The organism is Kibdelosporangium persicum, assembly GCF_013280595.1.
In the GTDB taxonomy this organism is placed as follows: domain Bacteria; phylum Actinomycetota; class Actinomycetes; order Mycobacteriales; family Pseudonocardiaceae; genus Kibdelosporangium; species Kibdelosporangium persicum.
Genome location: NZ_JAAATY010000043.1, coordinates 46,845 through 61,656, shown reverse-complemented (window position 1 = coordinate 61,656; position 14,812 = coordinate 46,845). Strand labels below are relative to the sequence as shown.

Here is a 14,812-nt window from a genome sequence, read left to right as displayed (position 1 = left end):
TACTGGTTGTCTTTGGGCGGTCCCGCGGTGGCGTCAGGGGCCGCATCCGGCCCGGCTATCGCGATCGGGCATTTGAAACACGGCCTAGACGGCCAACGGCAGGCGTACCTCGAAGCGGCAACCGGGGCCGAGGTTGTGCGCGGTGATCCGGCCCCGGTGCGCCTCCACCAGGCCTTTCGCTATCGCCAGGCCTAATCCGGCGCCGATCGGCTCGTCACCGCGTGGCGCCGGTGTGCGGGCCGAGCTGCCGCGGAAGGCGACCTCGAAAACGCGGCTGAGCTCCTGTTCCGGGATGCCGCCGCAGGAGTCGTCCACGGCGAGGATCGCGTTCGAGCCGTCCACACCCAGCTGCACGGCCACCGTGCCGTCCGGCGGCGTGTGGCGGATCGCGTTCGACACGAGGTTGCGCACGACCCGGGCCAGCTCCGGGTCGCTGCCGAGCACGACCGGCCAGGCCTGGGCGTTGGCCACCAGGCGCACCTTCTTGCGATCCGCGACGGACTGCTGACCGGCCAGAGCGTCGCTGACGACATCCTGCAGAGCCACCTTGGACAGGGTCAGCTCCAGTGCGCCCGCGGTGATCCTGGACAGCTCGAACAGGTCGTCGACCATGCCGGACAGCCTGCGGGTCTCGCCGCCGATCCGGTTGGCGTACTCGGCGATCTCCCGTGGCTCGGCCACTACGCCGTCAGCTAAGGCCTCGGCCATCGCCTGGATTCCGGCGAGCGGCGTGCGCAGGTCGTGACTGATCCAGGCCACGAGTTCGCGCCGGGACGCCTCGGCCGCGCGTTCACGGTCACGTGCCTCCCGTTCCCACACGCTGCGTGCCGCGATCATGCGCCCGAGGAGGATCGCCGCGGGCAGCGTCACGACCACCACCAACAGGCACACCAGCAGCATCGTGGTGAGGGTCGTGTTGAACATGAACCCGCTGACGCCCAGTACACCGACCACGACGGCCGCGACCGGGATCAGCACGAGGACTGTCAGGTTGGTCGCGAGCCGTCCCTTGCGCAGCATGTACAGCAGGAGAACGCCGATGGCGGTGACCGGCACGGTGAACGCGAGCGCGAACGGCAGGATGTGCAGCGCGTGCTCGACCATCGCGCCCAACGGCTCCGACGGGTCGATCACGCTAGGCGCGGTCATAGCGATAACCCACTCCCCACACGGTCGCGATCCGGACCGGTTTGGCCGGTTCGGCCTCGATCTTCTCCCGCAACCGTCGCACGTGGACGGTCACAGTGGACTGATCGCCGAAGTCCCAGCCCCACACCTTGGCCAGCAGCTCGGCACGCGAGAACGCGGTGCCCGCGTTGTTCATCAGGAACATCAGCAGGTCGAACTCCCTGGTGGTCAGGGACAGCTCGGCACCACGCAGCACGGCCTTGCGCGCGCCGACCTCCAGGGTCAGGTCTCCGTCGCTGACCACCTGGTGGTTCGGCGTGGCGGGCACGGCACGGGCACGCCGCAGCACCGACCCCACCCGCAACGCCAACTCCCTGGGGCTGAACGGTTTGCTGACGTAGTCGTCGGCGCCGAGCTGCAGGCCGGCGATCCGGTTCTCCTCATCGCCCAGTGCGGTGAGCATGACGATCGGCACGGCGCTGCGTTGCCGGATGCGCCGGCACACCTCCAGGCCGTCGATGCCCGGCAGCATCAGGTCGAGCACGATGAGATCGGGTTCCGACTGGGCCACCAGTTCGAGCGCCCGCTCGCCGTCGCCCGCGACGGTCACTTCGTACCCGGCCAGCTCGAGGTACCGCCGGACGACGTCACGGACCGTCTCGTCGTCGTCCACCACCAGCACGTGGCCCTGTTCGCTCATCGTCCTCACCAGTTCGTCAGCAGCAAGTGGTTCACCATAAGCGCGGTGACCGCCTGCGCCACCAGCCACCATCGTCTTCGGCCGGTCAGGAAGCCGGCGGCGGGCACCAGCCAGACGGCGAACGGCAGCCAGATCCGCTCGACCTCGGACTTGGACAGGCCGGACACGTCCGCCATCAGCACGGCCACGATCGCGGCCGCGACCAACGGGAACCGCCAGGCGCGCGGCAGCCCGGCGACCACCGCGGGCCCGATCACCAGCGCGAGGCACGCCAAGTTCGCCCACACCCAGTACCAGTACGGCCGATCGTTCGCGATGCCCTGGTAGTACCGCTCGACGACCAGGTGATAGCCGTCGAACCACCAGAACCCCGCCCACGCGAACGCCCCCACGACCGCACAGGCGGCCAGCACGCCGAGCCCCAGAGTCCGCCAGCTCCGGGTCACCGCGCACACCACCAGCGCCACCACACCGATTAAAACAAGGCCGTACGACAAAAACGCGCCGAAGCCCAGCAGCAGCCCGCCGACCAGGGCAGACAGCCTCGTCCGCAGCGCGAGCAGAGCGATCCCGGACGCCGTGACGCCCGCGAACAGAGCGTCGGCGGAGACACCCAGCCACACCGCTCCGGGGAACAACACGATGAACGGCAGCGTCGCGCGCGCCAGCTCAGGCTTGCCCAACGCCGCAACAGCAACAGGCACAGCCACGGTGGTGAGGGCGCCGGCCAGCACACACACGACCGCGGCCCAGCCGCCACCGGACAGGCCCAGTCGGTCCAGCCACACGAAGACCAGCGTGGCGCCCGGCGGATGCCCGGCGACGTGGGTGATCAGGGAATCCGGCTGGAAATCGAGGATTCGCGAGGAGAACGTCCGCAGGAACCCGCCGATGCCGGTGATCCCCGGGACCGCGCTGAGGTACTCGTCCTGGCTGGTGAGCTGCCCGGCGACGCCGCGCTGCCAGCCGTCGATCAACGCGAGCGAAAGGATCCAGGCGACGCTGGTCACATAACCGAGCAGCAGGGCCCTACGCCAAGGCAGGCGGACGGCCAGCGCGGGTCCCCACGTGACGACGGCGATCGCGACGAGGATCGCCAGTGGCGTGCCGATTCCGACATGCGGCGACCATTCGCCGAGCACCGGCCATTCACCGAACGTGCCCGGCGCGCCGGGGAAGTGCCTGCTGCCCGACAACCGGATGCCGAAACCGAAGCCGACGGCGATGGCGGCGGCCAGGAGGACGAGCGCGACCACATCGCCGCGTATCTTGACAGCGCGGGACACGGGCCGAACCGTAGTCCTCTCCGGACCGTCCGGCCACTGCGCGACCAGGGCCGTCACAACTCCGTAAGAAGTAGTCAGCCGTCACAAATCGGTAAGAGCCGCACCAGGTCCACGAGTATCCATGATGGACTTGACTCCCTGTCATGGACATGATCGATGTGGTGCTGCCCTGCCTCGACGAGGCCGCGGCACTGCCGTCAGTGCTCGGCGCGCTACCCGCCGGGTACCAAGCGATTGTGGTGGACAACGGATCTTCGGACGGCTCGCCGGAGATCGCCGCGAGCCTCGGCGCCAAGGTGGTCGGCGAACCGCGCCGCGGCTACGGCGCTGCCGTCCACACAGGACTTGAACACGCCACTTCCGACCTGGTGTGTTTCATGGACGCGGACGCGTCGCTCGACCCGCGCGATCTGCCGAAGCTGGTCGAAAGCGTCCGCGCGGGCGCGGACATGGCCGTCGCACGCCGGGTCCCCGTGAGCCGTGCCGTCTGGCCGTGGCACGCCCGAGCAGGCAACGCCGTCCTCGCGGCTCTGCTCCGCAGGAAAGGCCTACAGGTCACGGATATCGCCGCGATGCGCGTGGCCAGGAGGGCGGATCTGCTCGCGCTCGGCATCGAGGATCGCGCCTTTGGCTATCCGCTGGAACTGTTGCTACGAGCCCATCAGAGCGGCTGGCGGGTGGTTGAGCACGACGTGGTCTACCGCGCACGAGCGGCCGGGACCAAGTCCAAGGTCTCAGGTTCGGTCAAGGGCACGCTGCGCGCGGTCCGGGACATGGCGGGAGTGTTGCGATGACGTGCCTGCTCGTGGTCGCCAAGTCGCCGGTCGCGGGCCTGGCCAAGACACGCCTCTGCCCGCCCGCGACTCCCGCCGAGGCCGCGGACATCGCGGCCGCGTCGCTGCTGGACACGCTCGACGCGGTGCTGGCGGTCCCCCACGTCACACCGGTTGTCGCGTTCACGGGCGATCTGCGCCACGCAGCCAGACGCTATGAGCTGACCCGGACGTTGCGCCGGACGACAGTCATTCCGCAACGCGGAGATACGTTCGGCGAACGGCTCGCGAACGCGCACGCGGACGTCGCGGATCTCGGGCCGGTCGTGCAGATCGGGATGGACACGCCACAAGTCACCCCCGCGCTGCTGATGAGTGCCCTTGAACGCCTGCACGAGCTGGACGCCGTGCTGGGGCAAGCCTCGGACGGTGGTTGGTGGGCGCTCGGGCTGCGCGACCCGCGTCAGGCGGCCGTGTTGCGGGACGTGCCGATGTCCCAGCCGGACACCGGAGAGCTGACGTGGTCCGCGCTGAGCCACCTCAGGATCGGCCACCTGCCCGTACTGTCCGATGTGGACACAATGGCGGACGCGACCAGAGTGGCGAGCCAGACCAACGGCCGGTTCGCGATGACGGTGGGTGCCCGGTGACCGACTTCGACGTCGCGCTGAAGAGCGCCGAATGCTGGCTCGAGCTGGCGTCCGGCGAACGGATCACGTTGCCGGTACAGCAGTGGCTCGCCACTCAACCGAGCGACGAGATGCTGCTCGCCCACTGCGCGGGACCGACATTGGACGTCGGCTGCGGCCCAGGCAGGCTGGCAAGCGCACTGACCAGCCGTGGAGTTCCCGTGCTCGGGGTGGACGTCTCCCCTGTGGCGGTCCGGCTCACGCTCGCGCGCGGCGCGATCGCGCTGCGGCGGAACGTGTTTGACCCGTTGCCTGGTGAAGGGCGGTGGCACAGCGTACTTCTGGCCGACGGGAACATCGGTATCGGCGGCGATCCGGTCCGGCTGCTCAACCGGATTCGACGGCTGCTTTCCCGCGACGGCAAGGTTTTCGTCGAAATCGACCCGCCGGGGACGGGACTTCGCCGCCAGCAGGTCCGGGTGAACGGCTCGGGCACGTGGTTGCCGTGGGCATGGCTGGGCGCGGACGCCGTTGACGAAACGGCTGGTGCCGCTGGTTTCCGGCCGCGCTGGATAGCCGAAGGCGGCGACCGGTGGTTCACGGAGCTGGTGCCGCGATGAAGTTCACCAGTACGGCTCATCACGAGAAAGCCACGTCACGGATCGGGCTCTGGCTCGGGATCGCCTTCCTGGTCTGCTTCGTCACCGGGCTGGTCAGCCACGCCATCCAGCACCCGCCGTCGTGGTTCTTCTGGCCGTCCCGGCCCGTCAACCTCTACCGGGTCACGCAGGGCCTGCACGTCGTCTCCGGTGTCGCGGCCATCCCCTTGCTGCTGGCCAAACTGTGGTCGGTCTACCCGAAGCTGTTCGAACGTCCGCTGATCAAGTCGTTGCCGCACGCGCTGGAACGCGGCTCGATCCTGGTGTTGTCCGGGGCGGCGTTCTTCGAGCTGGTGACGGGCATCCTCAACGTCGGCCAGAACTACCTGTGGAGCTTCTACTTCCCGGACGCCCATTACGCGGTCGCCTGGGTCGCCGTGGGATCGATTCTGGTGCACATCGGCGTCAAACTGCCGATCATCCGCCGCGCGCTCCAGCGCGATCCGCTGCCGGATGCGTCACGCCGGGCTTTCCTGAGGACGACGTGGCTCGCTTCCGGCGCGGCGGTCGTCGCGACTGCCGGTGTGACAGTGCCTTTCCTGCGTGATGTGTCCGTGCTGGCGTGGCGGTCGAACAAGGCCCCACAGGGCGTTCCAGTGAACCGGACGGCCGTCGCGGCCGGTGTCGTCCGGGACCCGTCGTGGACGCTGGACGTGGCGGGGAAGCGGTTCACGCTGGCCGAGTTGACCGCGATGCGGCAGACCACTGCCGACCTGCCGATCGCCTGTGTCGAGGGGTGGAGTCAGTCGGCGAGCTGGACCGGTGTGCCGGTGGTGGACCTGCTGGCGGCCGCCGGTGCCGGCCCTGGTGTGTCCGTGAAGGTGCATTCGATGGAACAGAACGGGTTGTACCGGACGAGCGTGTTGCCCGGTGCGCACACTCGCGATCCGCTGACATTGCTGGCTTTGCGCTGCAACGGTGAAGTCCTGGACCTGGATCACGGGTATCCGTGCCGGATCATCGCCCCGAATCGGCCGGGCGTGCTGCAGACCAAATGGGTCAACCGGCTGGAGGTGCTGTGAGGACACGGCTTCTGCTCGGCGCGGCCGGGCTCGTGATGATCGTGTGGGGAGCTCTGCTGGCGATTCAGGTGCCGCAGATCGTCGAGTTCGGCGCGTGGTTCGTGGCCGGGCCGATCCTGCACGACTTCGCGCTGGCTCCGGTCGTGGGTCTGGTGGGCTTGGTGCTGAAGGGCCCGGTCAAAACCGGCGCCGTGGTCTCCGGGGTGCTGGTGCTGATCGCGGTTCCCTTGGTCTGGCAACCACAGGTGCCGGTCAACCCGGGTCTGCACGACCGGAACTACTGGCTTGACCTGGCGATCAGCATCGGTGTCGTGTGGCTGGTGGTCCTGGCCGCGTTCCTCGGCCGACGGATGCGCCGCCGGGCAGCGACCGGCGCGGGCCCTGAGTAGGCATCTCGGGGTGCCGGAAAGTACATCTCGGGGTGCAGGAGTGGTGGACACGGGGTGCAGGAGTGGTGGACACGGGGTGCAGGAGTGGTGGACATGCCGGAGCCGCACGACGACGGACGAGGGGAAATCCGTCGTGTGCGGCTCGGCATGTGCCGGCTCGGGGGCAGCGAGCCGGGGCCGATCTCCCCGAGAGAATCGGCGTTCCGGCCCACCCGACTGGGCCGGAGTTGTCCCTCCCCGCGAGGCCCGGGCTTGCCCTGCCCAAGCCGGGACCTGCGAGGAGAGCTGGTCTCGGTCGCCTGAAACGACCGAGCGTTCTAGTTGATCGGCACCGGCTGGCCGCCCAACGTGGCGGTCACCGTCTTGGTGCCGTTGCCGATGGTCAGCGTCACCTTGTCGCCCGGCGCCAAGGACCGGACCGCCGCGACGAGCGCGTCGGAGGTGTCGATGCGGCGGTCGTTCAGCTTGGTCACCACGTCGCCCGCGGCGATGCCGGCCGCCGCCGCGGCGCCGCCTGGCGTCACTTCGTTCACGCGGGCGCCGCCGTTCGGGTCCGTCTGCACGGACACGCCAAGCACGGTCTGCGTGGCCTTGCCGGTCTTGACGATCTCGTCCGCCGTGCGGCGGGCCTGATCGATCGGGATGGCGAAGCCGATGCCGACCGAACCGCCCTGCTGGCGGGAGGAGCTGCCCGGGCTGTAGATCGCCGAGTTGATGCCGACGACCTGCCCGGCCATGTTCACCAGCGGACCGCCGGAGTTGCCCGGGTTGATCGCGGCGTCGGTCTGAATCGCGTCCATCACCGTCGCTTCAGAGCCGTCGTCGCCGCCTGCCCTGGTCGGGCGGTGCAGCGAGCTGACGATCCCGGACGTCACCGTGCCGGACAGCTCGAACGGCGAGCCGATCGCCACCACAGCCTGGCCGACCTTGAGATCGTCGGAGCGGCCGAGCACGACCGGGGTCTTGCCGGAGGCCCCCTTGGCCTGCACGACCGCGAGGTCCGAGGACGGGTCACGGCCGACGACCGAAGCGTCCGCGATCTGCCCGTCCTGGAAGACGACCTTCAGCGTGCCGCCGTTCGCGGCCTCCTCGATCACGTGGTTGTTCGTCACGACCAGGCCGTCCTGCCTGATCACGAAGCCGGAGCCCTCACCGCTGCGGGTACGCAGCTGCACCACGCTCGGCAGGAGCTTGTTCGCGACGGCCTCGATCGTGCCGTCCGGCGCGTTGGTCGACGCCTGCGCGGCCGGCGGCGGCACGTCCAGCGCGGACGGCGCCGTGGCGGCGTTGTTCTCGGCGACCAGGTAGCCACCGAGAGCACCCGCGCCGCCACCGGTGAGCAGCGCCAGCACCGCGACCCCGGCGACGAGGCCGCTGGCGCGTCGTGGCGGCGATGCTTGACCCAGCGGTGGCGGCGTCGGGTACGTCTGCGTCGAGCTCGGCGGCACGTACACACCGGGCTGACCCTGGCCGGACACCGCCGAACCGAACAGCACCTGCTGCTGTTCCTGCGTGGGCTGCTGGTGCGCCACCCACGGGTCGGACTGCGCGGTCGTGCGCGATTCCTCCTGCGGAATCTCCCGCGTCGCCTCCTGCTGAGGCTGCCACTGTGAATGCTCCGCATCCTGGGCATCCGCCTGCTGAGCCTGGTCCTGCCGGGCAGGCTCCTGCGGACGCCAGTACGCGTCCTGCGGGTCCTGCCGCGGCGGCTCCTGCGGGCCGGGGGTGTTCTCGGTCATGACGCTTAGCTTGCCGTCAACTCCTGAGAACCGCCTGAGACGAACCTAGGACTTGCCCGCAGAATCTCGGCCGGCCCGGTTCTCACCCAGCACTGCGCAGGCGCTCGGCCACGGCCTCCGGGGTCACGTCGTTGATCCACACGGCCATTCCGGACTCCGACCCGGCCAGGTACTTCAGCTTGTCCTTGGTCCGCAGGACGGAGAACACCTCCAGGTGCAGCCACGCCAGGTCACGGCCTTCGCGCACCGGCGCCTGGTGCCAGGCTGCTATATAAGGAAGCGGACGGTCGTACAGCGAGTCCAGGTGCTTGAGCACACGGGAGTACAGGTCCGCGAAGTCGTCACGCTCGGCGGAGGTCAACGCGGGCAGGTCCGGGACCTGCCGATGCGGCACCACGTGCACCTCGACCGGCCACCGCGCGGCGGCGGGCACGAACGCCGTCCAGTACTCGGACGCCTCGACCACGCGGGTGCCCGCGGCACGTTCGGCGGCCAGCACGTCCCCCATCACCGGACGGCCGTGTTTGTCCAGATAAGACGAAGCGACCTCGAGCATGCGCTCGGTGCGCGGGGTGATGAACGGGTACCCGTAGATCTGGCCGTGCGGGTGGCTCAGCGTCACGCCGATCTCCTCGCCCCGGTTCTCGAACGGGAAGACCTGCGCCACGTACGGCAGGGCGGACATCGCCTCGGTGCGGTCGGCCCACACGTCCACGACCGTACGAATCCGGGGCACGCTCAGTTCACCGAACGAGCTGTTGTGGTCGGAGGTGAAGCACACGACCTCGCAGCGGCCGTCGCCCGGCGCGCGCGGGACCATCTCCATGCCATCCACAATGGACAAACCGTGGCCGTCCCCGTTGGTGTGCGAGAACGATGGGAAACGGTTCTCGAAGACCACCACGTCGTAGCTCGACTCGGGGATCTCGGTCGGCCGTCCCGGCGCGCTCGGGCACAGCGGGCACGTCTCGACCGGCGGCCTGTACGTCCGCGTCTGCCGGTGCGTGGCCATCGCCACCCACTCGTCGGTCAGCGGATCGCGCCGGATCTCCGAGCTCGGGTGGAACGGCGGCAGATCCCGGGTGTCGGCCGCGGTCCGGGCCGGCGCGTCCGGCGTGTCGTCGAAATACACGATCTCCCGGCCATCGGCCAGCCGGGTCACGGTGCGCCTCACGCGGTTTCCCCTCCGGTGGTGGACATCCCATCCTCGTCCACGTCGGCGATCATCAGCTCGCCGACGCGTTCGGCCAGGAACTCCCGGCCTTCCTCGCTCAACCCGTCGTCGGTGACCAGCACATCGGCGTCCTCGAGGTCCGCGATGGTGGAAATCCCGACCGTTCCCCACTTCGTGTGATCGGCCAGCACGACCAGACGGCCGCCCGCCTCCACGAGAGCGCGGTTGGTCTCGCTCTCGTTCAGGTTCGGCGTCGTGTAGCCAGGCCCTGCCGCCATCCCGTGCACACCGAGGAACACCATGTCCAAATGCAACGACCTCAACGTGTGCACGGCAACCGGACCCACCAAGGCGTCCGACGGCGTGCGGACGCCACCGGTCAGCACGACTGTCCTGTCCGAACGGCCGGTCCGCTGTAGGACGTCGGCGACCTGGATCGAGTTCGTGACCACGGTCAGCTCGGGCACGTCGTCGAGATAACGGGCGAAAGTCCACGTCGTCGTGCCCGCGGACAGCCCGATCGCGGTGCCGGGTTTGACCAGCGTCGCGGCGAGCGCGGAGATCGCTTCCTTCTGCGGCAGCTGCTGGACGGACTTGGCCTCGAACCCCGGTTCGTCGGTGCTGCGGCCGACGACCGCGGTCGCTCCGCCGTACACCTTCTCGACCAGGCCGCGGCGGGACAGAACCTCGAGGTCACGGCGCACGGTCATGTCCGACACGCCGAGCCGGTCGACCAGGTCGCTGACCCGGACCGCACCGGTCTTCTTGACTTCTTCGAGGATCATCGCCTGCCGCTGCCGCGCGAGCACCGCATACCCCTTCCAGCCCATGCCTGTCGCCCGTCACGACGACCGCACTCGCGGTGAGCATAGGCGACAACACAACATACTCAAACATCCAGTCCGGGCGAATCTGTTCGATGTGCCGCCCGACGAGCGGGTCACGTCGTATCGATTAAGCCCAGCTCCACCTCCTATTCTACTCGCCCCAGGGTCATCCGACCGGGTTAACAGGTCCGTAACGGGGCTTGACAGGACGTGTGACCGCTACAAGATTGTGAGCACTCTTGTTTGAGTCCGTGGGGTTTGGAGCGACATATGAACCGCATCGATGCGATGATCGGGCGCCGGACGGCCATGAAGGGCCTGTTCGCCACCATGGGTCTCGCGGCCGTCCCCGGTCTGGCCGCCTGTGGTGACTCCGGGTCCTCCGGTGGCGGTGGCGGCGGAACCGGGACCGTCAGCCTCGGCTCGAACTACTCCGACGCGGTGCCCAAGGGCGCGCTCGACGAGGTCATCAAGGCCTTCACGCAGTCCCAGGGCGTCCAGGTCAACATCAACACCAAGGACCACGAGGCGTTCCAGCAGCAGATCAACTCGTACCTGCAGGCCGGCGCGGACGACGTGTGGTCGTGGTTCGCCGGGTTCCGGCTGCGGTTCTTCGCGTCCAAGCAGCTGGTCGGCGACATCTCCGAGCTGTGGAAGTCGCTGGAGGGCAACTACACGCCGGCCCAGAAGGAAGCGTCGACCGGCGACGACGGCAAGCAGTACTTCGTGCCGTTCTACTCCTACCCGTGGGCGGTGTTCTACCGGCCGAGCATCTTCCAGCAGCGCGGCTACACCGTGCCGAAGACGTTCGACGAGTTCATCGCGCTGTCCACCAAGATGAAGGCGGACAACATCGTCCCGCTGGCCGCGGGCCAGAAGAACGGCTGGCCGCAGCTGGGCACGTTCGACCAGCTCAACTTCCGGACCAACGGCTACCAGTTCCACGTCGACCTGATGGCCGGCAAGGAGGACTGGGCGGGCCCGAAGGTGCGCGCCACCTTCGACAACTGGAAGCGGCTGATGGAGTTCTACCAGCCCAACTCGCTCGGCCGGGACTGGCAGGAGGCCGCGCAGTCGGTGCTCAAGGGCGAGGCCGGGATGATGGTGATCGGCTCGCAGCAGATCGGCCAGCAGTTCAGCGCCGGCGGCAAGCTCGACGACCTGGACTTCTTCGCGTTCCCGCAGATCGACGCGGCGCACGGCCAGGACACCATCGAGGCCCCGATCGACGGCTTCTGCCAGGCGGTCAAGCCGCGCGACAAGGCCAACGCCGACAAGCTGCTGACCTACATCTCCACCGCGCAGGCCCAGCAGACGTACCTCAAGTCGGACCCGACGAGCATCGCGGCGAGCAACAAGGCGGACTCCGCCTCGTACAACAAGCTCCAGCAGAAGTGCGTGCAGTTCGTCAACGAGGCCAAGCACATCACGCAGTTCCTCGACCGCGACACCGACCCGGGCTTCGCCAGTGAGGTCGCGATCAACAGCGTGAACGACTTCATCAAGAACCCCAACGACATCGACGGTCTCGTCCGCAAGATCGCCGACCAGGCCAAGCAGTACTTCCAGAAGTAATGACCGTTCTGCAGACATCCCGCACGGACCCGACGCCGCCCGCACGCAAGGGGCGGCGCCGGGCCACGGCGCTGTCCGGGACCGACCGGATCGTGCTGCTGCTCATGGTCGGCGTCCCCACGCTGCTGCACGTGGCGCTGGTGTGGGTGCCGACGTTGTCGTCCGTGCTGCTGTCGTTCACGTCGTGGGACGGCATCGGCGACCTCGACCAGATCACGTTCGTCGGCACGCGCAACTACGTCGACATCTTCACCGCGTACCCGCGGTTCTGGCCCGCGGTCCAGCACAACCTGATCTGGCTGGCGTTCCTGATCCTGCTGCCGACCAGCTTCGGCCTGCTGCTGGCGGTGCTGCTGGACCGGCAGCTGAAGTTCACCAGGATCTACCAGTCGGTCCTGTACCTGCCGGTGGTGCTGGCGCTGGCCATGGTCGGCTTCATCTGGCAGCTGATGTACGAGCCGAACCTCGGCCTCGTCAACAACGTGCTCGGGATCGCCCAGTCGAGCCCGGTCGACTGGCTCGGTGACTCGGACATCAACATCTACGCGGTGCTGATAGCCGCGGGGTGGAAGCACACCGGGTACGTGATGTTGTTGTACCTGGCCGGGTTGAAGTCGTTCGACCCGTCGCTCAAGGAGGCCGCGGCGCTCGACGGCGCCAACGGCTGGCAGACGTTCTGGAAGGTCACCTTCCCGGTGCTCAAGCCGATCAACGTGATCGTGCTGGTGATCACCGTGATCGAAGGGCTGCGCGCGTTCGACATCGTCTACGCGATCAACCGCGGCCGCAACGGGCTCGAACTGGTCTCCGTGCTGATCACCGACAACATCATCGGCGAGTCCAGCCGGATCGGCTGGGGCTCGGCGCTCGCGGTGATCCTGCTGGTCATCTCGCTCGGCTTCATCATCACCTACCTGGTCCAGGTGTTCCGTCGGGAGGAACGAACGTGACCACGACCTTGGACCGGCCGCCCGTGAACACCCCGGGCGCCGGCGAGCGGGAGAAGAAGACCGCGCGGCTGCGTGCCAGCCGGATCGCGCTGCACACGTTCCTGATCGCAGTGTGCCTCGTCTGGCTGGCTCCGTTGCTGTGGACGGTTTTCGCGTCGCTGCGGACCTATGAGGACACTGCGGCCAACGGTTACTTCTCGCTGCCCTCCGAGCTGACGCTGAGCAACTTCGGCAAGGCGTGGGAGACCGCCGACCTGCCGAACTACTTCTGGAACACGCTGGTCATCACCATCCCGGCGGTGATCGTCACGCTGCTGTTCAGCTCGTTCGTGGCGTTCGGCGTGACCCGGTTCAGCTTCAGGTTCAACCTCGCGCTGCTGATGCTGTTCACGGCGGGCAACCTGTTGCCGCAGCAGGTCATCATCACGCCGCTGTACCGGTTGTTCCGGCTGATCCCGGTGCCGGAGTGGATCAACTACAAGGAGACCCTGCTGGACACCCAGCTCGGGCTGATCCTGATCCACATCGCGTTCCAGATCGGGTTCTGCACGTTCGTGCTGAGCAACTACATGAAGACCATCCCGAACGAGCTGACCGAGGCCGCCAGGGTGGACGGAGCCGGGGTCCTGCGGCAGTACTGGCAGGTCATCCTGCCGCTGTGCCGCCCGGCGCTCGGCGCGTTGGCCACGCTCGAGTTCACCTGGATCTACAACGACTTCTTCTGGGCGATCGTGTTGATCCAGACCGGGGACAAGATGCCGATCACGTCGGCGCTGTCGAACCTGCGTGGGCAGTTCTTCACCGACTACAACCTGCTCGCCGCGGGTTCGCTACTGGTCGCGATCCCCTGCCTGGTGGTGTTTTTCGCGCTGCAACGGCAGTTCGTCGGCGGTCTGACCCTGGGTTCGACGAAGGGCTGACATCCGTGCGGCCAGGGACCCAACCCTCGTGAGTGTTTATCAGGGTTAGAACACCGATAAACACTCACGAGGGGGAGGTGGCGGGCATCGCGCCCATGACGGCCGCGGCGATCGCGGACACGTTGGCGCGGGCCACTCCGGACGACGATGCCTGGCTCGTCATGAGCACGACCACGTACCGGTCGCTGCCGTTGGCGACAACACCCGCGCTGTGCAGGTAAAGCTGGTTGCCGTAGTACATCCAGCCCTGCTTGGCGAATGCCTTGGGGGCCGCGTCGAGCAGGCCGTAGGACTGGTTGAACCCGTCCGCCGCGGCAGGCGGTGCGCCGCTGAGCGCGGTCACGATGACGTCGCGGTCAGCGGGGTCCATTTCGGTCATGATGTGCTGGTACAGCCGGGCATACCCGGCGGGCGAGACCTTGACCTCGCCCCACTGGCTGCGGTCGTCGGCGGTCGCGGTGGCGGCCATGCCGAGCGAGTCGGCCACGCGGGTCATCGCGTCGGCTCCGTCGAACTTGACCCACAGGACGTTCATCGCCTCGTCGTCACTGGGTCCGAGAGCGCGCGTGATCAAATCGTGGACCGCCGGGGTGATTTCGACGCCACGGTCGATCATGTCCACGACGAGCATCAGTTTGCTGAGCGAGGCCGAGTAGAACTGTTCCGTCCCGGTGACCGCGAGTTGCCCGGTCCGTAAGTCCAACACGGACACACCGAAGGTGACCCCCTTGGGTACGGCCGCATGCGCCGCGCCGACCATCGCGGCGGCGTAGTTCGTCGCCTGCGGTGCCTGCGCGAGCGCTTCCCTTGACGGCTCTGGTTCGGGTGACGGCCCGACCGTGACCAGCGGCGACGCCAGGTCGGCGCTTGCGGGGCCGGCCGGGGTAACCGACGTCGCCGAGGCAGGCGCCACCAGCACGATCGCGGCCACCAGGCAGCCGCCAAGGAGGGATCTTCGACCCAAGGGGGACACGAATCCACGCTAAGGACCCCGGCTGGGAATTGGGTTAGAACAACCTGTCGATTTAGTTTCGACCGTGC

Annotated in this window: 15 protein-coding genes; 8 read left to right on the top strand and 7 right to left on the bottom strand. The window is 68.0% G+C overall.

What is annotated here, in order from left to right:
* Positions 1–84 precede the first annotated feature (84 nt).
* Genes GC106_RS42555 through GC106_RS42545 form a run of 3 tightly spaced genes read right to left on the bottom strand, consistent with a single transcriptional unit; the run spans position 85 to position 3,114 of the window.
* A complete protein-coding gene (locus GC106_RS42555; protein WP_173141873.1) occupies positions 85–1,149 on the bottom strand; it encodes a sensor histidine kinase in 1,065 nt (354 codons plus the stop codon).
* Entirely contained in the window at positions 1,136–1,828 is a 693-nt protein-coding gene (locus GC106_RS42550; RefSeq protein ID WP_173141872.1) for a response regulator transcription factor, read from the bottom strand. Before GC106_RS42550 ends, GC106_RS42555 begins: the two co-directional genes overlap by 14 nt.
* Before the next feature lie 5 nt (positions 1,829–1,833).
* Complete coding sequence (locus GC106_RS42545; protein WP_173141871.1) at positions 1,834–3,114, bottom strand: hypothetical protein; 1,281 nt, start codon at positions 3,112–3,114, stop codon at positions 1,834–1,836.
* 143 nt (positions 3,115–3,257) lie between these two features.
* Here GC106_RS42545 and GC106_RS42540 point away from each other — a divergent pair, with 143 nt between their 5' ends.
* Genes GC106_RS42540 through GC106_RS42520 form a run of 5 tightly spaced genes read left to right on the top strand, consistent with a single transcriptional unit; the run spans position 3,258 to position 6,586 of the window.
* A complete protein-coding gene (locus GC106_RS42540) occupies positions 3,258–3,908 on the top strand; it encodes a glycosyltransferase family 2 protein (RefSeq protein ID WP_173141870.1) in 651 nt (216 codons plus the stop codon).
* Entirely contained in the window at positions 3,905–4,537 is a 633-nt protein-coding gene (locus tag GC106_RS42535) for a TIGR04282 family arsenosugar biosynthesis glycosyltransferase (RefSeq protein ID WP_173141869.1), read from the top strand. The genes GC106_RS42540 and GC106_RS42535 overlap by 4 nt, the downstream gene beginning before the upstream one ends.
* Positions 4,534–5,136, top strand: a complete 603-nt coding sequence (locus GC106_RS42530; protein WP_312873338.1) for a class I SAM-dependent methyltransferase — start codon at positions 4,534–4,536, stop codon at positions 5,134–5,136. Before GC106_RS42535 ends, GC106_RS42530 begins: the two co-directional genes overlap by 4 nt.
* Complete coding sequence (locus GC106_RS42525) at positions 5,133–6,197, top strand: molybdopterin-dependent oxidoreductase (protein ID WP_173141868.1); 1,065 nt, start codon at positions 5,133–5,135, stop codon at positions 6,195–6,197. The genes GC106_RS42530 and GC106_RS42525 overlap by 4 nt, the downstream gene beginning before the upstream one ends.
* Positions 6,194–6,586 (top strand): hypothetical protein, encoded by a 393-nt coding sequence (locus tag GC106_RS42520; RefSeq protein ID WP_312873337.1) that lies wholly within the window; start codon positions 6,194–6,196, stop codon positions 6,584–6,586. The genes GC106_RS42525 and GC106_RS42520 overlap by 4 nt, the downstream gene beginning before the upstream one ends.
* Positions 6,587–6,903: 317 nt before the next feature.
* Here GC106_RS42520 and GC106_RS42515 read toward each other — a convergent pair whose 3' ends face one another.
* The 3 genes from GC106_RS42515 to GC106_RS42505 form a co-directional block, all read right to left on the bottom strand.
* Positions 6,904–8,325 (bottom strand): S1C family serine protease, encoded by a 1,422-nt coding sequence (locus GC106_RS42515; protein WP_173141866.1) that lies wholly within the window; start codon positions 8,323–8,325, stop codon positions 6,904–6,906.
* An 82-nt stretch (positions 8,326–8,407) separates the two neighbouring features.
* Positions 8,408–9,499 (bottom strand): galactose-1-phosphate uridylyltransferase, encoded by a 1,092-nt coding sequence (galT, locus tag GC106_RS42510; protein ID WP_173141865.1) that lies wholly within the window; start codon positions 9,497–9,499, stop codon positions 8,408–8,410.
* On the bottom strand, positions 9,496–10,308 hold the full coding sequence (locus GC106_RS42505; protein WP_173141898.1) for a DeoR/GlpR family DNA-binding transcription regulator: 813 nt from the start codon (positions 10,306–10,308) through the stop codon (positions 9,496–9,498). Before GC106_RS42505 ends, galT begins: the two co-directional genes overlap by 4 nt.
* Before the next feature lie 288 nt (positions 10,309–10,596).
* Between GC106_RS42505 and GC106_RS42500 the strand changes: the two genes are divergently transcribed.
* From GC106_RS42500 to GC106_RS42490, 3 genes are read left to right on the top strand one after another with little or no spacing between them, the layout of a single operon-like run.
* The gene (locus GC106_RS42500) at positions 10,597–11,901 is read left to right on the top strand and encodes an ABC transporter substrate-binding protein (protein WP_173141864.1); all 1,305 of its coding nucleotides are present in this window, start codon (positions 10,597–10,599) and stop codon (positions 11,899–11,901) included.
* A complete protein-coding gene (locus GC106_RS42495) occupies positions 11,901–12,851 on the top strand; it encodes a carbohydrate ABC transporter permease (protein WP_173141863.1) in 951 nt (316 codons plus the stop codon). Before GC106_RS42500 ends, GC106_RS42495 begins: the two co-directional genes overlap by 1 nt.
* Positions 12,848–13,771 (top strand): carbohydrate ABC transporter permease, encoded by a 924-nt coding sequence (locus GC106_RS42490; RefSeq protein WP_312873335.1) that lies wholly within the window; start codon positions 12,848–12,850, stop codon positions 13,769–13,771. Before GC106_RS42495 ends, GC106_RS42490 begins: the two co-directional genes overlap by 4 nt.
* Positions 13,772–13,835: 64 nt before the next feature.
* Here the strand turns inward: GC106_RS42490 and GC106_RS42485 are convergent, their stop codons facing one another.
* Positions 13,836–14,744: a serine hydrolase gene (locus GC106_RS42485; protein ID WP_173141862.1), complete on the bottom strand. Its 909-nt coding sequence runs from the start codon at positions 14,742–14,744 to the stop codon at positions 13,836–13,838.
* Positions 14,745–14,812 lie beyond the last annotated feature (68 nt).